The organism is Nitrospira sp. M1 (genome assembly GCF_965152605.1).
The window spans coordinates 2905483-2921342 of sequence record NZ_OZ224217.1 but is presented as its reverse complement, the minus strand read 5'-3'; the positions used below and the strand labels follow the sequence as shown (position 1 = coordinate 2921342).

The following is a 15860-nucleotide window of genomic DNA, read 5'->3' as shown; positions in this document are numbered from 1 at the left end:
ATTCATGCAGCAGGACCAACCTCATCAGCCGGTTCGTCAAGATGTCGACGTTGTCAGGCAGCCATCCTGGTTGACCGACCTGTTGGACTTACCATCTTGCCCTTGTGAGGGAGAAGTGGTTGCGACTCGTGGCATCGAAATGATGATGGTTAATGGTATCTTACGCTCAAAATCTATTGTCTCTGATGCACAAGAGCAAACGAAAAAGACGTTTGGCTTTAAATGGCATCAGCGTGAAACGTTCGAAAGCAGTGTGGTGCTTTCGAAGATGCGAGCGTGGCTCATCGAGCGGTATGGTGATATTACTCAGGCTGGTTGGCTAAAGGACTATGGTGAAAATCCGTTAATCTTGGATGCTGGATGTGGGGCTGCAATGTCAGCACTTGAATTATTTCGTGATGTGCTGGACTCCGCACGGTATCTTGGTGCCGATATTTCAACGGCTGTTGATGTTGCTTCGGCCCGATTCGCGGAGAAAGGTCTTTCGGCAGGGTTTATTCAGGCAGATTTAACTCAGTTGCCGTTTGCTCCTTGTTCGTTTGACATTATTTTTTCAGAAGGCGTGTTGCACCATACTGATTCGACGGAACATGCGTTTTCCTCATTAGCAAATCTGCTGAAGCCTGGAGGACGGTTTTTGTTCTATATTTATCGACAAAAAGGACCGGTTCGTGAATTTACTGATGATTATATTAGAGGACAACTTCAAGGTCTGCCGTCTGAACAGGCATGGGAGGCCATGTTACCGTTAACAAAACTTGGCCAGTTACTGGGGGAATTGAATATTGAAATTGATATTCCAGAACCAATCGATCTCCTGAAGATTCCTGCTGGGAAGATCGACCTTCAACGATTTTTCTATTGGCACGTGTGTAAAGCCTATTATCGTCCAGACATGATGCTTGATGAGATGAATCATATCAATTTTGATTGGTACGCTCCGCGTAATGCCCATCGTCATACAATTGGAGAGGTGCGTTCCTGGTGTGCCAATGCAGGTATTACTATCGAACGAGAGCAAGTTCAAGAGGCTGGAATGACTGTCATTGGGAAAAAGGATCGCGTTTAATTATGTGTGGGATTGCTGGATGTATCCACGTCAATGGAGCATCCGTTTCTCCTGTGATATTAAAGAAAATGACCGACTCGATTGCACATCGAGGCCCTGATGGTGAGGGGCATTGGATTGAAGGAAATGTGGGAATAGGGCACCGGCGGTTGGCTATTATTGATCCATCCCCTGCCGGACACCAACCCATGATCTCAGCCGATCACCGGTATGTCTTAGCCTATAATGGCGAAGTATATAATTTTCGTGAATTGCGAAGTGAGCTAGAGGCGCTTGGCTACTGGTTTCGTTCACGTACGGATAGTGAAGTGGTATTGTATGCGTTTGCGGCTTGGGGGTTAAAGGCTTTGGATCGATTGAATGGAATGTTTGCCTTGGCCTTTTGGGATCGAAAAGAAAATTCGCTTTTGCTTGCAAGGGATCGTTATGGAATTAAACCATTATATTATGGATATCGGGGGCAAACCTTGCTCTTTGGGTCAGAGCAAAAAGCAATCTTAGCGTTTCCGGAATTTCAATCGACGTTGGACAAGGCGGCTCTTATAGAATATTTTACATTCCAAAATATTTTCACTGACCGAACGTTGCTGAATGAAATTAAGCTCCTACCGGCTGGTCAGTATGCTCAATTGAATTTGAAGGATGAACATCCATCTCTTCGATTAACTCAGTATTGGGATTTTAACTTTCGTGAGCCTGAAAAGCCTGCTCGAATTCAAGAGTATCGCGAAGAACTAGATCGGCTGTTTCAACAGGCTGTAAATCGTCAACTGGTTTCTGATGTTGAATTGGGAACGTATCTCAGCGGTGGCTTGGATTCCGGATCGATCACAGCTGTGGCTGCGCGGTCAAACCCGTATATTAAGTCTTTTACATGCGGGTTCGACTTAAGCTCCGCTTCCGGGATTGAACTGGGTTTTGATGAACGGGTGAAAGCTGAAGCGATGTCAGCTCGTTTCAAGACCGAACATTATGAAATGGTTCTTAAGGCTGGGGATATGGAACGTTGTTTATCTAAAGTCGTTTGGCATATTGAAGAGCCTCGTGTGGGACAGAGTTACCCTAATTACTATGCGGCCCAGCTCGCCAGTAAATTTGTCAAAGTTGTGCTGTCAGGTGCAGGAGGAGACGAGCTTTTTGGGGGGTATCCCTGGCGTTACTACAGGGCCACGATGTGCAACGATTTTGAACACTACATCGAGCTGTATTACAGTTTTTGGCAGCGCCTGATTCCCAATGAACTCATGGCTAAAGTTTTCGCTCCAATTTGGGATGATGTCAAAGATGTCTGGACCCGTGATATTTTTCGTGAGGTATTTCGAACTCATGAGACGCATCTTGATTGTCCTCAAGACTATATTAATCATTCTTTGTATTTCGAAACTAAAACCTTTTTGCATGGTCTACTTACTGTCGAGGATAAATTAAGTATGGCTCATGGCCTTGAAACGCGAGTTCCCTTTTTAGACAATGATTTAGTGGACTTCGCTATGAAATGTCCAGTGAATCTTAAGCTTAACAACTTAGAGGAAGTCGTGCGTATCAATGAGAACGAACCGGGAAGTAAGCAAGGGATATATTTTCAGAAAACTAAAGATGGAAAACAAATTCTTCGCGATGTCATGAGACGATACATTCCTGCTGAAATTGCAGATGCAGTAAAGAAGGGGTTTTCATCTCCAGATGCAAGTTGGTTTCGTGGTGATAGTATTCAATACGTTAAACGTGTGCTTTTTGATAACAAAGCTACTATTTATGATTTGCTCGATCGACATGTGGTGCAGCGTTTAGTTCAGGAACACTTAGATGGAGGAAAGAATCGACGTCTTTTGATTTGGTCCCTCATTTACCTAGAGATGTTTCTGTCAGGGAGCGGTTCATCGAAGTCGAAATTATGAGTATTCGTAACGATGTAGAGGCTTCATCTCGTGAAAGTATTAGATTAGAGCGATTGGTTCGTTCAGCTGTCGACCGTATGGCTTTAGATTTGACCGGTATCCGAGTCTTGACTGAAGCTGCCACAGGGCCATACGCCGCGACGGTCGCTCTCGCTGCCCTTGCAGGTGCTGCCGAGGTATGGGCCGTAACGCGAAACTCTCAGTGGGGGAATGCTTCTGAAATAATTAACAATAATACATGTTTTTTGGAACGTATCGGAATTCAAAAATGTGTACATTTTATCGATGGTGATTCTAGCATGGTACCTTCTGGTTGTGATTTGGTGACCAATTTAGGTTTCGTCCGTCCGATCGACAGGATTGTTATTTCTAAGCTTAGCGATAGTGCGGTTGTTGCATTAATGTGGGAGCCGTGGGAGTTTAGACCTGGAGAAATTGATCTTGAGGCTTTACACAAAGAGGATATTCCAATTATTGCGACGGCAGAGCGGCATGCTGAAGTTCGGACATTTGACTATATCGGACCAACCATTGGGCGGCTTTTGCTAGAAGAAGGAGTAGAAATTGTCCGCTCGCGTATACTCTTGATCGGTTCTGACCCATTTGGAAAATCCGCAGCGACTTGGCTTGGGGCGGCGGGGGCGAGTGTCGTGCGTGCTTCACCAGTGGATTGGGGCAGAGTGGCGATTGAGGCTCGAATGGCCGGGAAAGGGATTGATGCGCTTGTTCTGGTTGAACATCGTGACCATCGTATGATCATTGGTTCTGAAGATGAGCAGGCATTAGCTGTGCTCGCGAAGGATGGTGTGCCAATCATTCGTTTATGCGGGGTCGTGGATTCGGAGATTATCCGGAGAAGTGGGTGTACCATTTCTCCAGATGTTGCTATTCGGGCTGGATCTATGACGGTCACGACGGCTTATGCTGGGAGTCGGCCTGTAGTAGATTTACATGCTGCAGGCCTTAAAGCTGGGTCGATTGTTGTCAGGGCAAAACGGCAGGGACATTCAAGCCAGGAGGCGGTTGCCGCTGCTATCGTGAGCGGGTATGGTTTAGCAATGGAGTCTGTAGAATGAAAATTGCGATCGTTGGCCGATCTCGGTGGTTATTGAATACCGCAACGACGCTCGCGAAGGCTGGACACCAAATTGTCAGCGTCGTCACCGCGAAGGCGGAGCCATTTTATCAATGTGAGCCTTCTGATTTTGAACGCATGGCGTCAGATGTTGATGCAGAATTTTTAGGCATTGTTAAGTTAAGTAATCGTGATGTGCGTGAACGTATTAGATCATCAGGTGCCGAACTTGCTGTTTCTATCAATTGGCCTACTATCGTTAATGAAGAGGTCATAGGATTATTTCCTAGGGGGATCATGAATGCTCACTGCGGTGATCTTCCTCGTTATCGAGGCAATGCTTGTCCAAATTGGGCTATTCTTAACGGTGAGGACAGTCTGGGGCTATGTGCCCATATGATGGAGCCGGACGCAGTTGATGCAGGAGCAATTGTCTTAAAAGATCATTTTAAGTTAGAGCCTTCGACCTATATTGGCGATATTTACGCATGGTTGGATGGCCGTATTCCGACCCTTCTTATGGAGGCGGTCAACGGTTTGGAGCAGAACACGCTTGTACCGACTTTACAACCGATTGACCCGTCTTTGGCCTTGCGCTGTTACCCCCGTCTGCCAGAAGATGGTCGCATTGACTGGCGTCAAAGTGAGAAAATAGTATGTCGGTTAGTTCGCGCCTCTTCACATCCGTTTGAGGGAGCATTTAGTTATTTTGGAAACATGAAGAAAGTGACGATATGGCGTGCTAGTCCCTATGTGCATGAGCAGCCATTCTGTGCAGTGCCTGGGCAAGTGCTGTTGCGGGTAGAGGGAGATCCCGTTATTGCTTGTGGTCAGGGTGCACTTCGCCTTGAGGACATTGAAGTCGATAGTCTTGTTTCTACTGAAACGAAGAAAATAATTGGGGCCTCATTGCGCCAGCGTCTTTATTGAGCATGAGTCTACAAAGTCTTAAAAAGTTGCTCATTAAAAAACTTATAGAATCCTTTGAGGAGCAATGGGATCTGGATCGCCCCACTCGTTACGAAGTGGTAGAGGAGGGAGAGAAAGTCGGCTTGCTCCTCTTTGCTCAAAAATCCGATGGGAATTGGAGTTTGATTCATGACGAGCTTCCTATCCATCTAAAGACAGAGGTTGATGTCGAAGATTTTCTGGCAAGAGCTTTATCGATCTTTCTTATGAAACATCCAGCGTGGTTACGTTGATGCCACGTTTGGAGGTCAAGGGGAACCTCTATGTTTGCTCGTAAGATAAAACTTGTTGCGGATATGTTGTATAAGCGGCCTAAAGGATGGAAATCTTTGCTCTGGAATTCATCCATGGCGCAGTTGAAGCGCCCTGGCCCTCTCATGGCGCCAGTACACATATCAATTGAACCGACCAATGCCTGTAATGCCCGTTGTCCTGTCTGTGAGACTGGGAAGGGCGACATGCAGCGCAAGACGGGTTTTCTTGATGAGGATCTCTATAAGGAATTTATCGATAATGTTGCTCCTACTACAGCCATACTGCTTTACTATTTCATGGGGGAACCTTTCATGCATCGTTCTTCCTATGACATGATACGCTATGCTCGTGATAAAGGAATCTATGTCGAGAGTTGTACCAATGGCGATTTTGTTGACCCTGAAGGAGTGATTTATTCAGATATTAATAAAATATCTTTTCAGTTGGGTGGCATGGATGATGCTACACATCAGCGTTATCGGGTTCGTTCCAGGCTTGATAAAGCAGTTAACAATTTAGAGAGGTTACTTGAACTTCGGAAGAAACATCGTAATTCGTCTGTTGAAGTTGAAGTGGGTTTTATCGTGATGCGTCACAATGAGGCCCAAGTTGATGATTTCTTAAATTGGGCCCAAAAAATTGGAGTAGATCGGGCCAGTATTATTGATCCTTGCGCCCGCAATATGATGGAAGCACATGCCTATCTCCCCAAAGATAAAAAGTATTGGTTTTATGACGAAGAAGCATTTGCACAAGGTATTCTTCGGCCCAAAAAGATTCCCAATAATGAATGTGTTTGGATTTGGAATTCCATTCAGCTTAATTGGGACGGAACGGCCGTCCCATGTTGTCGAGATACCAATGGGGCATTTCCATTTGGCAATGTCTTCGACAAAGGAGTCAAGGCCATTTTCAACGGTGAAGCAGCCACGGCTTTTCGCCATCAATTATTAACAAAACAAGGGGACATATCCATTTGTAAATTGTGTTCTGGATATGGCCTTCCTCAGATGCAGCATACAAACCCAGCTGGGTTTACCATTCAACGCCATACCATTAATGATGGGGAAATTCCCAGTCATGATGAGGCGATTGCTAACGCGCAGAACACGCTCCTTTCAATTCGCACCAAAAGCAACTGAGAAAAATATATAGATGTGGGCTGACTTTACGTTGCAAATATTGTTTGCAACGACATTACTCACCGTGGGGTGTGTTCGTTTGTTCTTTGTGCACACCTTGGCAAAGGGGGCAGTCGACCATTATTACTGGATTCTCGCCGCTAGGGCTTATCGTGAACAGCGTGGTTTTCCTGTTCGTGTCCCCAATAAGTTCCTGCTTGAGGATGAGCGTCAGTTCTATCCTCCTGGGTTTGGGCTCCTTTTAGCTCTTTTTCCTGATAATTTTCTGCGCAGCTCTCGAAGCGTAATTATTGTTATTGGTATAGATGCCGTAACGCTTGGACTCCTTATCAGTTTTGCACTTTCTCTTGGATTACCAATGGCGAGTATCATAGTTCTTGTTGGGAGCTATGGCCTTGCCCCTGTTCTCGTTGCTTACAATACGCAATTAACCTCTCGAGGTCTGGGAAACTTTTTCTTAGTTGTCAAACTTCTTGCTGAAGTATCTGCGGTTTCAAGTACCGAAACGATGTCAGCTATCTTTTGGGTTATTGCTATCGTTGCAACAGCTGCCGTCATCCTGACTCACAAGATGACCACGCAGTTTATGCTGACTCTCTGGCCCATCTGGCCTTTCGCTCTCGATGCAGGCAACCTTGTATGGATAGCAATGTTTATTCCTCTATTCGGGATCGGCCTTGCTGCGCTCATTACAGGACCAGCATTTCAGCGTATGCAATGGTTCTCGCATTGGGATATCGTCACATTCTGGAATCGAAATTGGCACCATTTGGGTGCACATCAGTTTCGCCAGTCGCCTATTTATGGGGATGTCGATAAGCTGAGTCCGATAGCTTTTCATCAATCAGGGGTGAAGGGTGTGCTATCCCATGCGACTTTTATTGCCGGGTATGTGCCGGCCGCATTGGTACTCCCACTGACCTTGGTCTTTGCGCCAGAACCGCCTATGTGGATGATGACGTGGTTTGCCGTGGCTATAATTCTAGCCGTTGTGACGCTCTATGTTCCATATTTGAAGTGCCTAGGCGGTGGGCATTTGTATTTGTTCAATTCGGTACCACCCGTCGCTTTATGGTGGGGCATGCTGTTTGCCCAGCCCACTTCGACCATTTTTGTTGCTTTCGCGTTGGCAATGATAGCTACAGGTGGTAGCCTCTTTCTCGGCTGGCGTAAACGCAACGTTCGCATTATGGATAAGGAGGATTCCCTTACTGCGCTTATAGCAAGACTGAATACTCTTCCTGCTGGACGGGTTGCGAGTTATCCTGCTACGTCATGTGAACGAATCGCCCTTGAAACATCGCATGCGGTGTTATGGGGCGGTCATGGTCTCGGATTTAGAGAACTTGAACCACATTGGCCGGTGGTACGAATGCCTTTGCATGAGGCTTTCAATGCCTATGATATTACGTATGCAGCTCTCGATACTAGTTGGTGGCCGGAAGGGGAAGATGTGTTTGCCCTTGAGTCTGGTGATCCCAATCCTGATCAGCTTAAGAAGTGGCGATTTTACAAAGTAGGGAAAAAGTACCCGGTGGCGAGTTCTACAGGTTCAGAACATAAGGTATGACTTCTCGCTCATTACTATTCATTTCAAGTTCAGATTGGGATGCCCTCGTGACGAAGGGTGTGACTGATATGCTATTAGAACGTTCAGAGGGTGGGTATTTCTCAAAAGTCATATCGGTCCATCCTCTGGCTCACCATACTCGCACCATACCTATAACCCAAGGTCATGATTTGGTTGAATTTGGGTTCGATGCGATTCCGGGGGGGGAGTCAAGTAGATTGTTACGCCACATTTATGCCCCACTCTATATCCTGATTGCAGCATGGGGAATTCGTCGACTCATTCGGACTCACCGTATTGACGTTGTTCGAGCAAGTGACCCGTATTGGGCTGCATTATGTGGTTGGTTAGGCAGCGCGGGAACGAGTGCAAATTTTTGTATTTCCATCCATGCTGATTGGGATCATTTTTACAGTCTTGATCCACAATTAGGAGCTCCGAAGATTCTAGGGCTGCGATTTCTGGCCAAGGTGCTCGAGTCATTTTTGCTACGAAAGGCAAAATGTGTTCTCTGTATCCGAAGGTCGTTGTTTGCTTATGCGGAGCGGTCTGGTGCCCGGTCAGAACAATTACGGTATATCCCTCATGGAGTAAACCTTGAATACTTTCGAGACGTGCCTTCTCGGCCGAGTGACCTTCCTCAGGGGCGAAAGCTTGTGGTGTTTGCTGGTCGTCTGTCCCAGCAAAATTATGTTGATGATGTGCTTGCTGTTGCTAAGCACTTAGCGCCTCGTGGAGACTCAATGGTTGTGTTTGCGGGTGGAGGACCTGAAGCAAGTCGGTTGAAATATGTGGTGAGTCGGAATCCTGATCTTGTTCACACAGTGTATTTTGCTGGATTTTTACCGCGTGAGTCAGTCATCGCGTTACGCTTTGCGGCGACGGTGAACCTTGTCCCAATGGGAGGATTTAGTTTAATCGAGGCTTGTGCGTCTGGAAGACCGACGGTTGCCTACGATGTGCAATGGCATTCTGAGTTAATCGAAGATCAGTGTTCAGGGCTGTTGCTGGCTGAGGGAGATGTGACGGGACTTGTCTGTGCGGTTGATTCGTTACTCAATAATCCTGAATGGGCTGATGAAATAGGTTCGAGTGGTCGAACACGTGCTTTTACGCTTCATAATCTGAATACAGTGTATGAAATCAGGTCGGCCGTATATGCTGAGATGATCAATGGAGGAGCACGATAATAAGCGAGTCAATGAAAACTCCTGATAAAACGATGAGTCTGAGAGCATCTCTAAAAAGTAACTGTATGCAAGTATTCGATTGACGGTGTCACCTATTTACTAAAAACAAATGGTACCTCAAGAATCTATGCGTTTTGAATTTGGGAAAAATTGGAGGCGCTTCATTGAACTTCTGAATGATGCTCGGGTAGTTGAAGCCAAGAAATCCCTGCAAACGATGTTAGAAGTTCAGGATTTTCGCCATAAGAGTTTTTTAGACGCCGGATCGGGTAGTGGTTTATTTTCATTGGCCGCTAGGACGTTAGGAGCATCTGTGTATTCATTTGATTTTGACGAAGAGGCTGTGACTTGTACGAAGACTCTTCGTCGGCAATTTTTTCCGGACGACTCTGAATGGAAAATTCAACGTGGTGATGTCCTCGATCAGGAATTTCTCAATTCTATCCAGACCTATGATGTTGTCTATAGTTGGGGAGTCCTTCATCATACTGGGGCCATGTGGACTGCCCTTGAAAATATTGCAGTTGTTGTGAATGTTGAAGGCTATTTATATATTGCTATTTATAATGATCAAGGGGTGATTTCACGGTATTGGTTTCATGTCAAGAAAATATATAACTCAAGTCGATTGGGGAAAATGTTAATGGTTGCTGTGCATGCACCTTATCTTTATGGTCTTCGCCGATTAGTCAGAATGATCCAGGGACGAAAAGTCCCAAGAGGAATGGATTTATGGAGAGATATGATGGATTGGCTGGGTGGTTTTCCTTTTGAGGTAGCTAAACCCGATGCCATAATTGACGTATTTGCCAATCGTGGTTTTCGGCTAATGAAACTAAAGACATGTGGTGGTCGCCATGGTTGTAACGAATTTATTTTTCGCAGAGAAAGCCATGAAGGTTGCAGTCGACAACAGTGAACACCTATTAAAAAAATCATATTGTACGAAGCAAATTTTATTTTTTCTGTAATGAATTTGGAATGATCGTCATGGGAATATCTCAACATTTCTTTGAGCAATTATTGCCAAAGATTTGTAGGAGAACTCTGAGAAGAATTACGGTTGTTCGTATAATGAGATTTAAGTAGGGAGAGACATGATGAGTGATTTTGTCCAGGGGAAAATTTTAGAAGGTAATTCCTGGTATACAGATAATCAACGACTAGCTCAGTTAAGCTCTCTTGGAGGTCAGTGGGCCTTGTCTTATCGCTGGCAGCTCTTCGGTAAGATTATAGACCAATGGTTAGTGAGTAGAACGGGAAAAAGTCAATTTCTTCGGGTGCTTGATGCAGGTTGTGGAGATGGTATCAATATGGAAGTATTGGAACGTCTTCTTTTTGTTCGTGGTATGTCTACAGAAATTACGGGATGTGATTATAACGATTTGCGATTGCACCGCGCATCTCAAGATAATCATCATCGTGTTCTTGAGGTAGATCTTCGAGCGACACCTTTCCCTGATGAATCATTTGATGTAGTACTGTGTAGCCATGTTTTGGAGCATATCCATGATGATGCCAGGGTCATGAGTGAATTGTCCCGCATTGTTGAGCGTAAAGGCCTTGTAATAATTGCAGTACCGAATGAAGGGTGTCTTATGGCAAGGCTTCGTAATCATGTAGTGCAACCTTCGATTTTTCGCACAACAGACCATTGTCAATTTTACACCTCGAAAGCACTTCTGGATCGTGCTGAACGAGTCGGACTTACTCTTCTAGGAGATATAGAACCTGAGGGCTTCTTCTTGCCACATTTAGGTCTCTACACTCGCCTGCGTGAGACAAAAATTGGGCGTTTTCTAATTCCACAAGCAACTCGAGTCTTACCAAGCCAAGCTGCTGGTCTTGTGGCCGGGTTTAGAGTTGCGTCGATATAACATGGCATAGCTTCTTTAAGGCTCACAGGAAAAATTCCACTACATGAAGGTTCTGCGATGGAAATACGCTTATGATCGAAGTTGTTGATTTGACTCCTGATTGTGAGTCTAAATGGAACAAATTTGTCGAAACACATCCAGATGCACTTCTTTACTATGGGCTGGGCTATCGCGACTTTCTTGCTGATATTATCGGAGGAAAGGCTCGGTATCGTCTTGCCCTTGAAAAGGGGGTTGCTGTTGGCGTTCTTCCCATTATTGAGAGAGACGGTCCCTATGGTCGTGTGCTTAACAGTTTGCCTTTCTTTGGTAGTTATGGCTCACCTCTTGCCAGAGATCCTGATGTTTTTCGTGTCCTAATGCTCGATTGGGGAGACATCACGGATGGGCGTGATATTGCGGCGGCAACGATGATTATGAATCCATTGGCAGGATCGATACTGTCTTCTATCCCATTTGATGTTGATGATCATCGTACAGGTCAATTCACGACATTGCCATCACGTGTCAACGCCGAGGCGGCCATTCTGGATGGGATTGATGGTACGGCGCAACGTAATGTGAGGCGCGCGCGGCAGGCTGGAGTGATTGTTGAGGAAGACGCGGGTGCGCTTCCATTTCTGGAGACCATTCACCGCACGAATATGGCCGAGATCAAGGGGCTTGCCAAGCCACCATCGTATTTTTCCACCATCCCTGCGTGTTTCCGTTACGGAAGGGATTGGCGTCTCTATGTGGCCAGCAAAGATGGCGTGCCGGTCGCCGCAGTTCTCCTGTTCTATTTTCAAGGTGTCGTGGAATATTTTACTCCTGCGATTACGTCAGAAGGTCGGAAATGTCAGGCAACGGCCCTAATCCTCCTTGTTGCGATGGTCGCCGCTTCTGAGCGTGGTTATCGTATGTGGAATTGGGGGGGGACTTGGCCCGATCAGGACGGGGTCTTTCGATTTAAACGCAAATGGGGAGCCAATTCTCGACCTTATCGCTACTTTGTTCGTATTAGAAATAAGGACCTATTAAAAGCAACACGTGCCGAATTGCTCACGTCTTATCCCTGGTTCTATATTCTACCGTTTCGGCTTCTTGCTGAGGCGGACTGATTGGTCTATAAATTGGAGCGTAACGATATGAACAATAAGTTCGATGTATCGCTTAACAAGATTAAGAGCTTCATGGATGACACGCTCGACAAGCATGGCACGACTTCGCTTGGTGTTGGTTGGCGTTCCCGTGAGAATCAATTTCTTCGCTTTGATCAATTTTCCCATCTTTTTCAGGATTGTTCTGAGCCATTTTCAATCAATGATCTCGGTTGCGGACTCGCGGGTTTTTTCGAGTGGGCTAAGGAGCGTGGACTCCCAGTGTCGAACTATATTGGGTATGATATTTCGGAACGTATGATTGCGCGCGCGCGGGCTTTGCATTCCAAGCACAATGTACGTTTTGTGAAGGCGGAGAAGCCAACTGATATTGCCGACTTCTCTGTCTGCTGCGGGATTTTCAATACCCGTCTGGACGAGAGCGATGAGGACTGGACCCAGTACATGCGCGAGGTCGTGTATGCACTAGCAAAGGCAAGTCGAAGAGGTTTTGCTTTTAACTCACTCTCAAGCTACGTGGATTGGCGTGAGCCGCATCTATTTTATGCGGAACCAGCTGAATGGTTTACCTGGTGCAAGACGAACATTTCTAAGAAGGTTTCGCTTCTCCATGATTCGCCATTATACGAATGGACGATGATTATTCGCCTTTGAGTGAAATCGATGCGTATTCTCCTCATTGATTTTGCTTATCAAAATATCAACCGAACGGTTATGCTTTGGCCACTTGCGTGGCGGGAAGTCGGTGAGGTTACTCGGTTTGGCCCCGGGCACGTGAGTGATGAGGAGTGGAAGGCTGGGCTTCGTCCTTTCCTGAAAAAACATGGCCGTTTCGATGTCATAGTCGCGGCTGAGCTTCTCGTATCGGCGCTCACGTATGAGAAAGAACCCGACCATGTTATCAGGTCACTCGACAACACGTATGAGTGTCCTTTCGACCTGTCAGGTGCCATTGAAGGTTGTCGGCGGGTTTTTGACGAATTTGTTGTTAGCGACGCGATCAGAATAATCTCTATGTTGGAATTCGATTCGTACAACATGCATCCGAGTCATAAAGATCGGATACACATGCACGACTTTTTCGTCATTGGCTGGGGGAAGGAATTCATCCAACCAAAATCCACAATAACCGATTTACACAGAGAGAATTTTGGTTCTCGTGTTAATGATCATTGGTGGGATTTTATTAACGCTAGCTCTCATCGTGTAATATCGTCCGCGGCAATGATCTCTGAAAGCGAGTTTTGCTGGAGCAGGCTCGATCGTCGTCGACAGCGATGGGCTGTGCAGGGAGCACGTTACGCGGCAAGACAAGACGCGCGTACTCGTCTTCGTAAGGCTGGAATACCATGGACTGGGCTTATGCTCGTGGATATGATATCGATTATCAATAGAATTAATTCGAAAGCCTTACGCTGGCCTTCTGTCCGTAATTTGCTGAACCATAGCTGGGACCAGGGTTTTCGAACTTCCCGTTATGCCTTTACCTGTGGTTCAGCCTTGGGTTTTCCAATTCGGAAGTATTTTGAGATACCGGCTTCAGGAGCCGTACTTGCGGCGCAACCATCGAACGGTTTTATGAAGCTGGGGTTTCGTGACAAAGTCAATACGGTGGTCACAACACCAGAAACAATTGTCGAGATTGATGCCTGGTTACAGGCAAATCCTGCCGATGCGCAGCTCATAGCATCTGCTGGGCAGGAACTTGTTTGGGCTCGCCATACGGTGAGGGCAAGGGGTGAGCAATATGCTCGAGCGATTGAAGCCATTGCGGGTCGACGCTTCGCTGGTTCTAGTTGGGAAGATGGGGAGTTTACGATCATCGAAAAATCAATAATGACTGAGGTCCAATGATGGGTGAACTTCGCTTCCTTATCATTGACGCCTGGCGCGTCTTCGGAATCCGGGTTTTGGTGCTCGTTACGTTGTTGGTCATTAGTGGACTTCTTGAGGGAATCGCGATCACTGTGGCTTTGCCGTTACTTGGTTCACTTGGTGTGTCGGGGCCAGAAAGTCAGAGTGGCTTTAAGGCTTTTCTTGCTGACATTCCATCTACGTTAGGGTTACCTGAAGGCCCACTCGGTGTGGGGATTTTGATGTTAGGATTCATCCTGCTTAGTGTGATTGCCTTCCTAGCGCAAGCTCGACTCGCCGCGACTCTTCAAGTGGAATACGTTGTGCGTTGGCAAACGCAACTCTTCGAAGCTTCCATTCGTTCTGATCTGGCCTTCTTGAGCGAACGGAGGGGAGGCGATGTGGTCGCGGCTCTTGTGGCCGAAGTGAACCGTGTAAACGGGGCGTTCTACCATACTTGTCTTGTTGTCACGTCAATAATCAATCTTGTGATCTATCTAATTCTCGCTTTGCTGATCTCGCCAGTCGTAAGTCTAGCTGTCGTGGTGTTGGGAGCTCTGCTGTTCCTTACGACGCGCCCGTACCTGGTTCGTGCATACGGGTATGGCAGGGCCATTACTCGGGCCCAGGCTGATGTTCAGTCGTTGGCAAGTGAATACATTTCTGCCGTGAAGCTCGTAAAAGCTGCTGTTGCAGAAGGTGTGTCGGTAGAGCGTTTCTCAACCGCAGCTAATCAGCTTGCTTCGTTCTATTTCAAGAATTCGTTTGACATGCAGAAAGCTAAGGCGGTATTCGAGTTTGGAGGTGCTGCGGGTATCGCGAGTCTGCTGATTGTGGGACCACTAATTTTTTCTGTCGACGTTGCAACCTTACTTGTTGTGTTGGCATTATTCGTACGGCTTCTGCCACGTGTCACCGCTTTGCAGCAGGGCATTCAAGCCCAAAATTCGTTGTTGCCTGCTTTGGGAAATTTACGTACTATTTTGAAAAGTGCAAATAATCTAGCAGAGCCCGTCGATGAACTACCACTCCCTGTCGGTATCGCTAACAACGCCCCGGAAATTGTCTTTCGGTCGGTTACTATTCAACGTGGTGACAGATCAGTATTGAAAAATATCAATCTTGTGGTCCCAGCCGGCCGTATTGTTGCTTTAGTGGGGCCCACAGGTTCTGGTAAATCGACGCTTGCAGATGCAATTCTCCGACTTGTGTCTGTGCACCATGGTGAGATACAAATTAGCGGGCACGACCTTTTTGAGCTACCGCTTCCAACCTGGCGTCGCGCCATTGGTTATGTGGGCCAAGACACGTCTCTTCTAGCCGGAACAATTGCCGATAATGTACGCTTTGGCAATATCATCGCTGATTCGGCGATCGATCAGGCTCTAACTCGTGCAGCGGCTCAGTTCGTGCAAGATCTTGATACGGGAAAATTAACTCCTGTTGGCGATCGCGGAATGAGACTGTCAGGGGGAGAGCGGCAGCGTTTGGGGCTTGCCCGAGCATTTGCCGTGCCGCGTTTACTCTACATCCTTGATGAAGCTACGAGCGCACTTGATGCGGAAACAGAGGCACAAGTGGTCGAAACCATGGAGTCGCTCTCTGGTAAGGCGACTGTGCTTATCATTGCGCATCGTTTCTCTGCTGTTCGCAATGCCGATCTGATCTATGTGATCGAAGATGGTCGGGTGGTAGAATCAGGTAACTGGAGTGAGCTGGATAAACCAGGTCACCGTTTTCACCAATTGAAAGAACTCCAAAACATGACTACCACAAATGTAAATGTTTGAGTATATGCCGGTTATTATTCTAAAGGTGGTCTGTTTTTTGACGCTATTGTGTATATCTGAATTTAAGACTG

Annotated in this window: 14 protein-coding genes; all 14 read left to right on the top strand. The window is 46.5% G+C overall.

Translation table 11 applies throughout. The annotated features are described in order from the left end of the window. Positions 1 to 4: 4 nt before the first annotated feature. The 14 genes from ACWHX8_RS13325 to ACWHX8_RS13260 all read left to right on the top strand — a co-directional run bounded on the left by ACWHX8_RS13325 (position 5) and on the right by ACWHX8_RS13260 (position 15789). Positions 5 to 1069: a class I SAM-dependent methyltransferase gene (locus ACWHX8_RS13325; protein ID WP_447968617.1), complete on the top strand. Its 1065-nt coding sequence runs from the start codon at positions 5 to 7 to the stop codon at positions 1067 to 1069. Positions 1070 to 1071: 2 nt separating this feature from the next. Beyond that, complete coding sequence (gene asnB, locus ACWHX8_RS13320) at positions 1072 to 2967, top strand: asparagine synthase (glutamine-hydrolyzing) (RefSeq protein WP_447968616.1); 1896 nt, start codon at positions 1072 to 1074, stop codon at positions 2965 to 2967. Further along, positions 2964 to 4043, top strand: coding sequence for a hypothetical protein (locus ACWHX8_RS13315; RefSeq protein WP_447968615.1), 1080 nt, complete (start codon positions 2964 to 2966; stop codon positions 4041 to 4043). The genes asnB and ACWHX8_RS13315 overlap by 4 nt, the downstream gene beginning before the upstream one ends. Continuing rightward, positions 4040 to 4972: a methionyl-tRNA formyltransferase gene (locus tag ACWHX8_RS13310; RefSeq protein ID WP_447968614.1), complete on the top strand. Its 933-nt coding sequence runs from the start codon at positions 4040 to 4042 to the stop codon at positions 4970 to 4972. Before ACWHX8_RS13315 ends, ACWHX8_RS13310 begins: the two co-directional genes overlap by 4 nt. Positions 4973 to 4974: 2 nt before the next feature. Then, complete coding sequence (locus tag ACWHX8_RS13305; RefSeq protein ID WP_447968613.1) at positions 4975 to 5244, top strand: hypothetical protein; 270 nt, start codon at positions 4975 to 4977, stop codon at positions 5242 to 5244. Between the two features lie 30 nt (positions 5245 to 5274). Further along, entirely contained in the window at positions 5275 to 6408 is a 1134-nt protein-coding gene (locus ACWHX8_RS13300) for a radical SAM/SPASM domain-containing protein (protein ID WP_447968612.1), read from the top strand. A gap of 13 nt (positions 6409 to 6421) precedes the next feature. Beyond that, entirely contained in the window at positions 6422 to 7978 is a 1557-nt protein-coding gene (locus tag ACWHX8_RS13295) for a hypothetical protein (RefSeq protein WP_447968611.1), read from the top strand. 68 nt (positions 7979 to 8046) lie between these two features. Further along, on the top strand, positions 8047 to 9168 hold the full coding sequence (locus ACWHX8_RS13290; RefSeq protein WP_447968610.1) for a glycosyltransferase family 4 protein: 1122 nt from the start codon (positions 8047 to 8049) through the stop codon (positions 9166 to 9168). Between the two features lie 127 nt (positions 9169 to 9295). After that, positions 9296 to 10087 (top strand): class I SAM-dependent methyltransferase, encoded by a 792-nt coding sequence (locus ACWHX8_RS13285; protein WP_447968609.1) that lies wholly within the window; start codon positions 9296 to 9298, stop codon positions 10085 to 10087. A 178-nt stretch (positions 10088 to 10265) separates the two neighbouring features. Then, positions 10266 to 11045: a class I SAM-dependent methyltransferase gene (locus ACWHX8_RS13280; RefSeq protein ID WP_447968608.1), complete on the top strand. Its 780-nt coding sequence runs from the start codon at positions 10266 to 10268 to the stop codon at positions 11043 to 11045. Between the two features lie 71 nt (positions 11046 to 11116). Continuing rightward, complete coding sequence (locus tag ACWHX8_RS13275) at positions 11117 to 12145, top strand: GNAT family N-acetyltransferase (protein WP_447968607.1); 1029 nt, start codon at positions 11117 to 11119, stop codon at positions 12143 to 12145. 27 nt (positions 12146 to 12172) lie between these two features. Continuing rightward, positions 12173 to 12799 (top strand): class I SAM-dependent methyltransferase, encoded by a 627-nt coding sequence (locus ACWHX8_RS13270; RefSeq protein WP_447968606.1) that lies wholly within the window; start codon positions 12173 to 12175, stop codon positions 12797 to 12799. 9 nt (positions 12800 to 12808) lie between these two features. Beyond that, on the top strand, positions 12809 to 13999 hold the full coding sequence (locus ACWHX8_RS13265) for a glycosyltransferase (protein ID WP_447968605.1): 1191 nt from the start codon (positions 12809 to 12811) through the stop codon (positions 13997 to 13999). Then, the gene (locus tag ACWHX8_RS13260; RefSeq protein ID WP_447968604.1) at positions 13996 to 15789 is read left to right on the top strand and encodes an ABC transporter ATP-binding protein; all 1794 of its coding nucleotides are present in this window, start codon (positions 13996 to 13998) and stop codon (positions 15787 to 15789) included. The genes ACWHX8_RS13265 and ACWHX8_RS13260 overlap by 4 nt, the downstream gene beginning before the upstream one ends. Positions 15790 to 15860 lie beyond the last annotated feature (71 nt).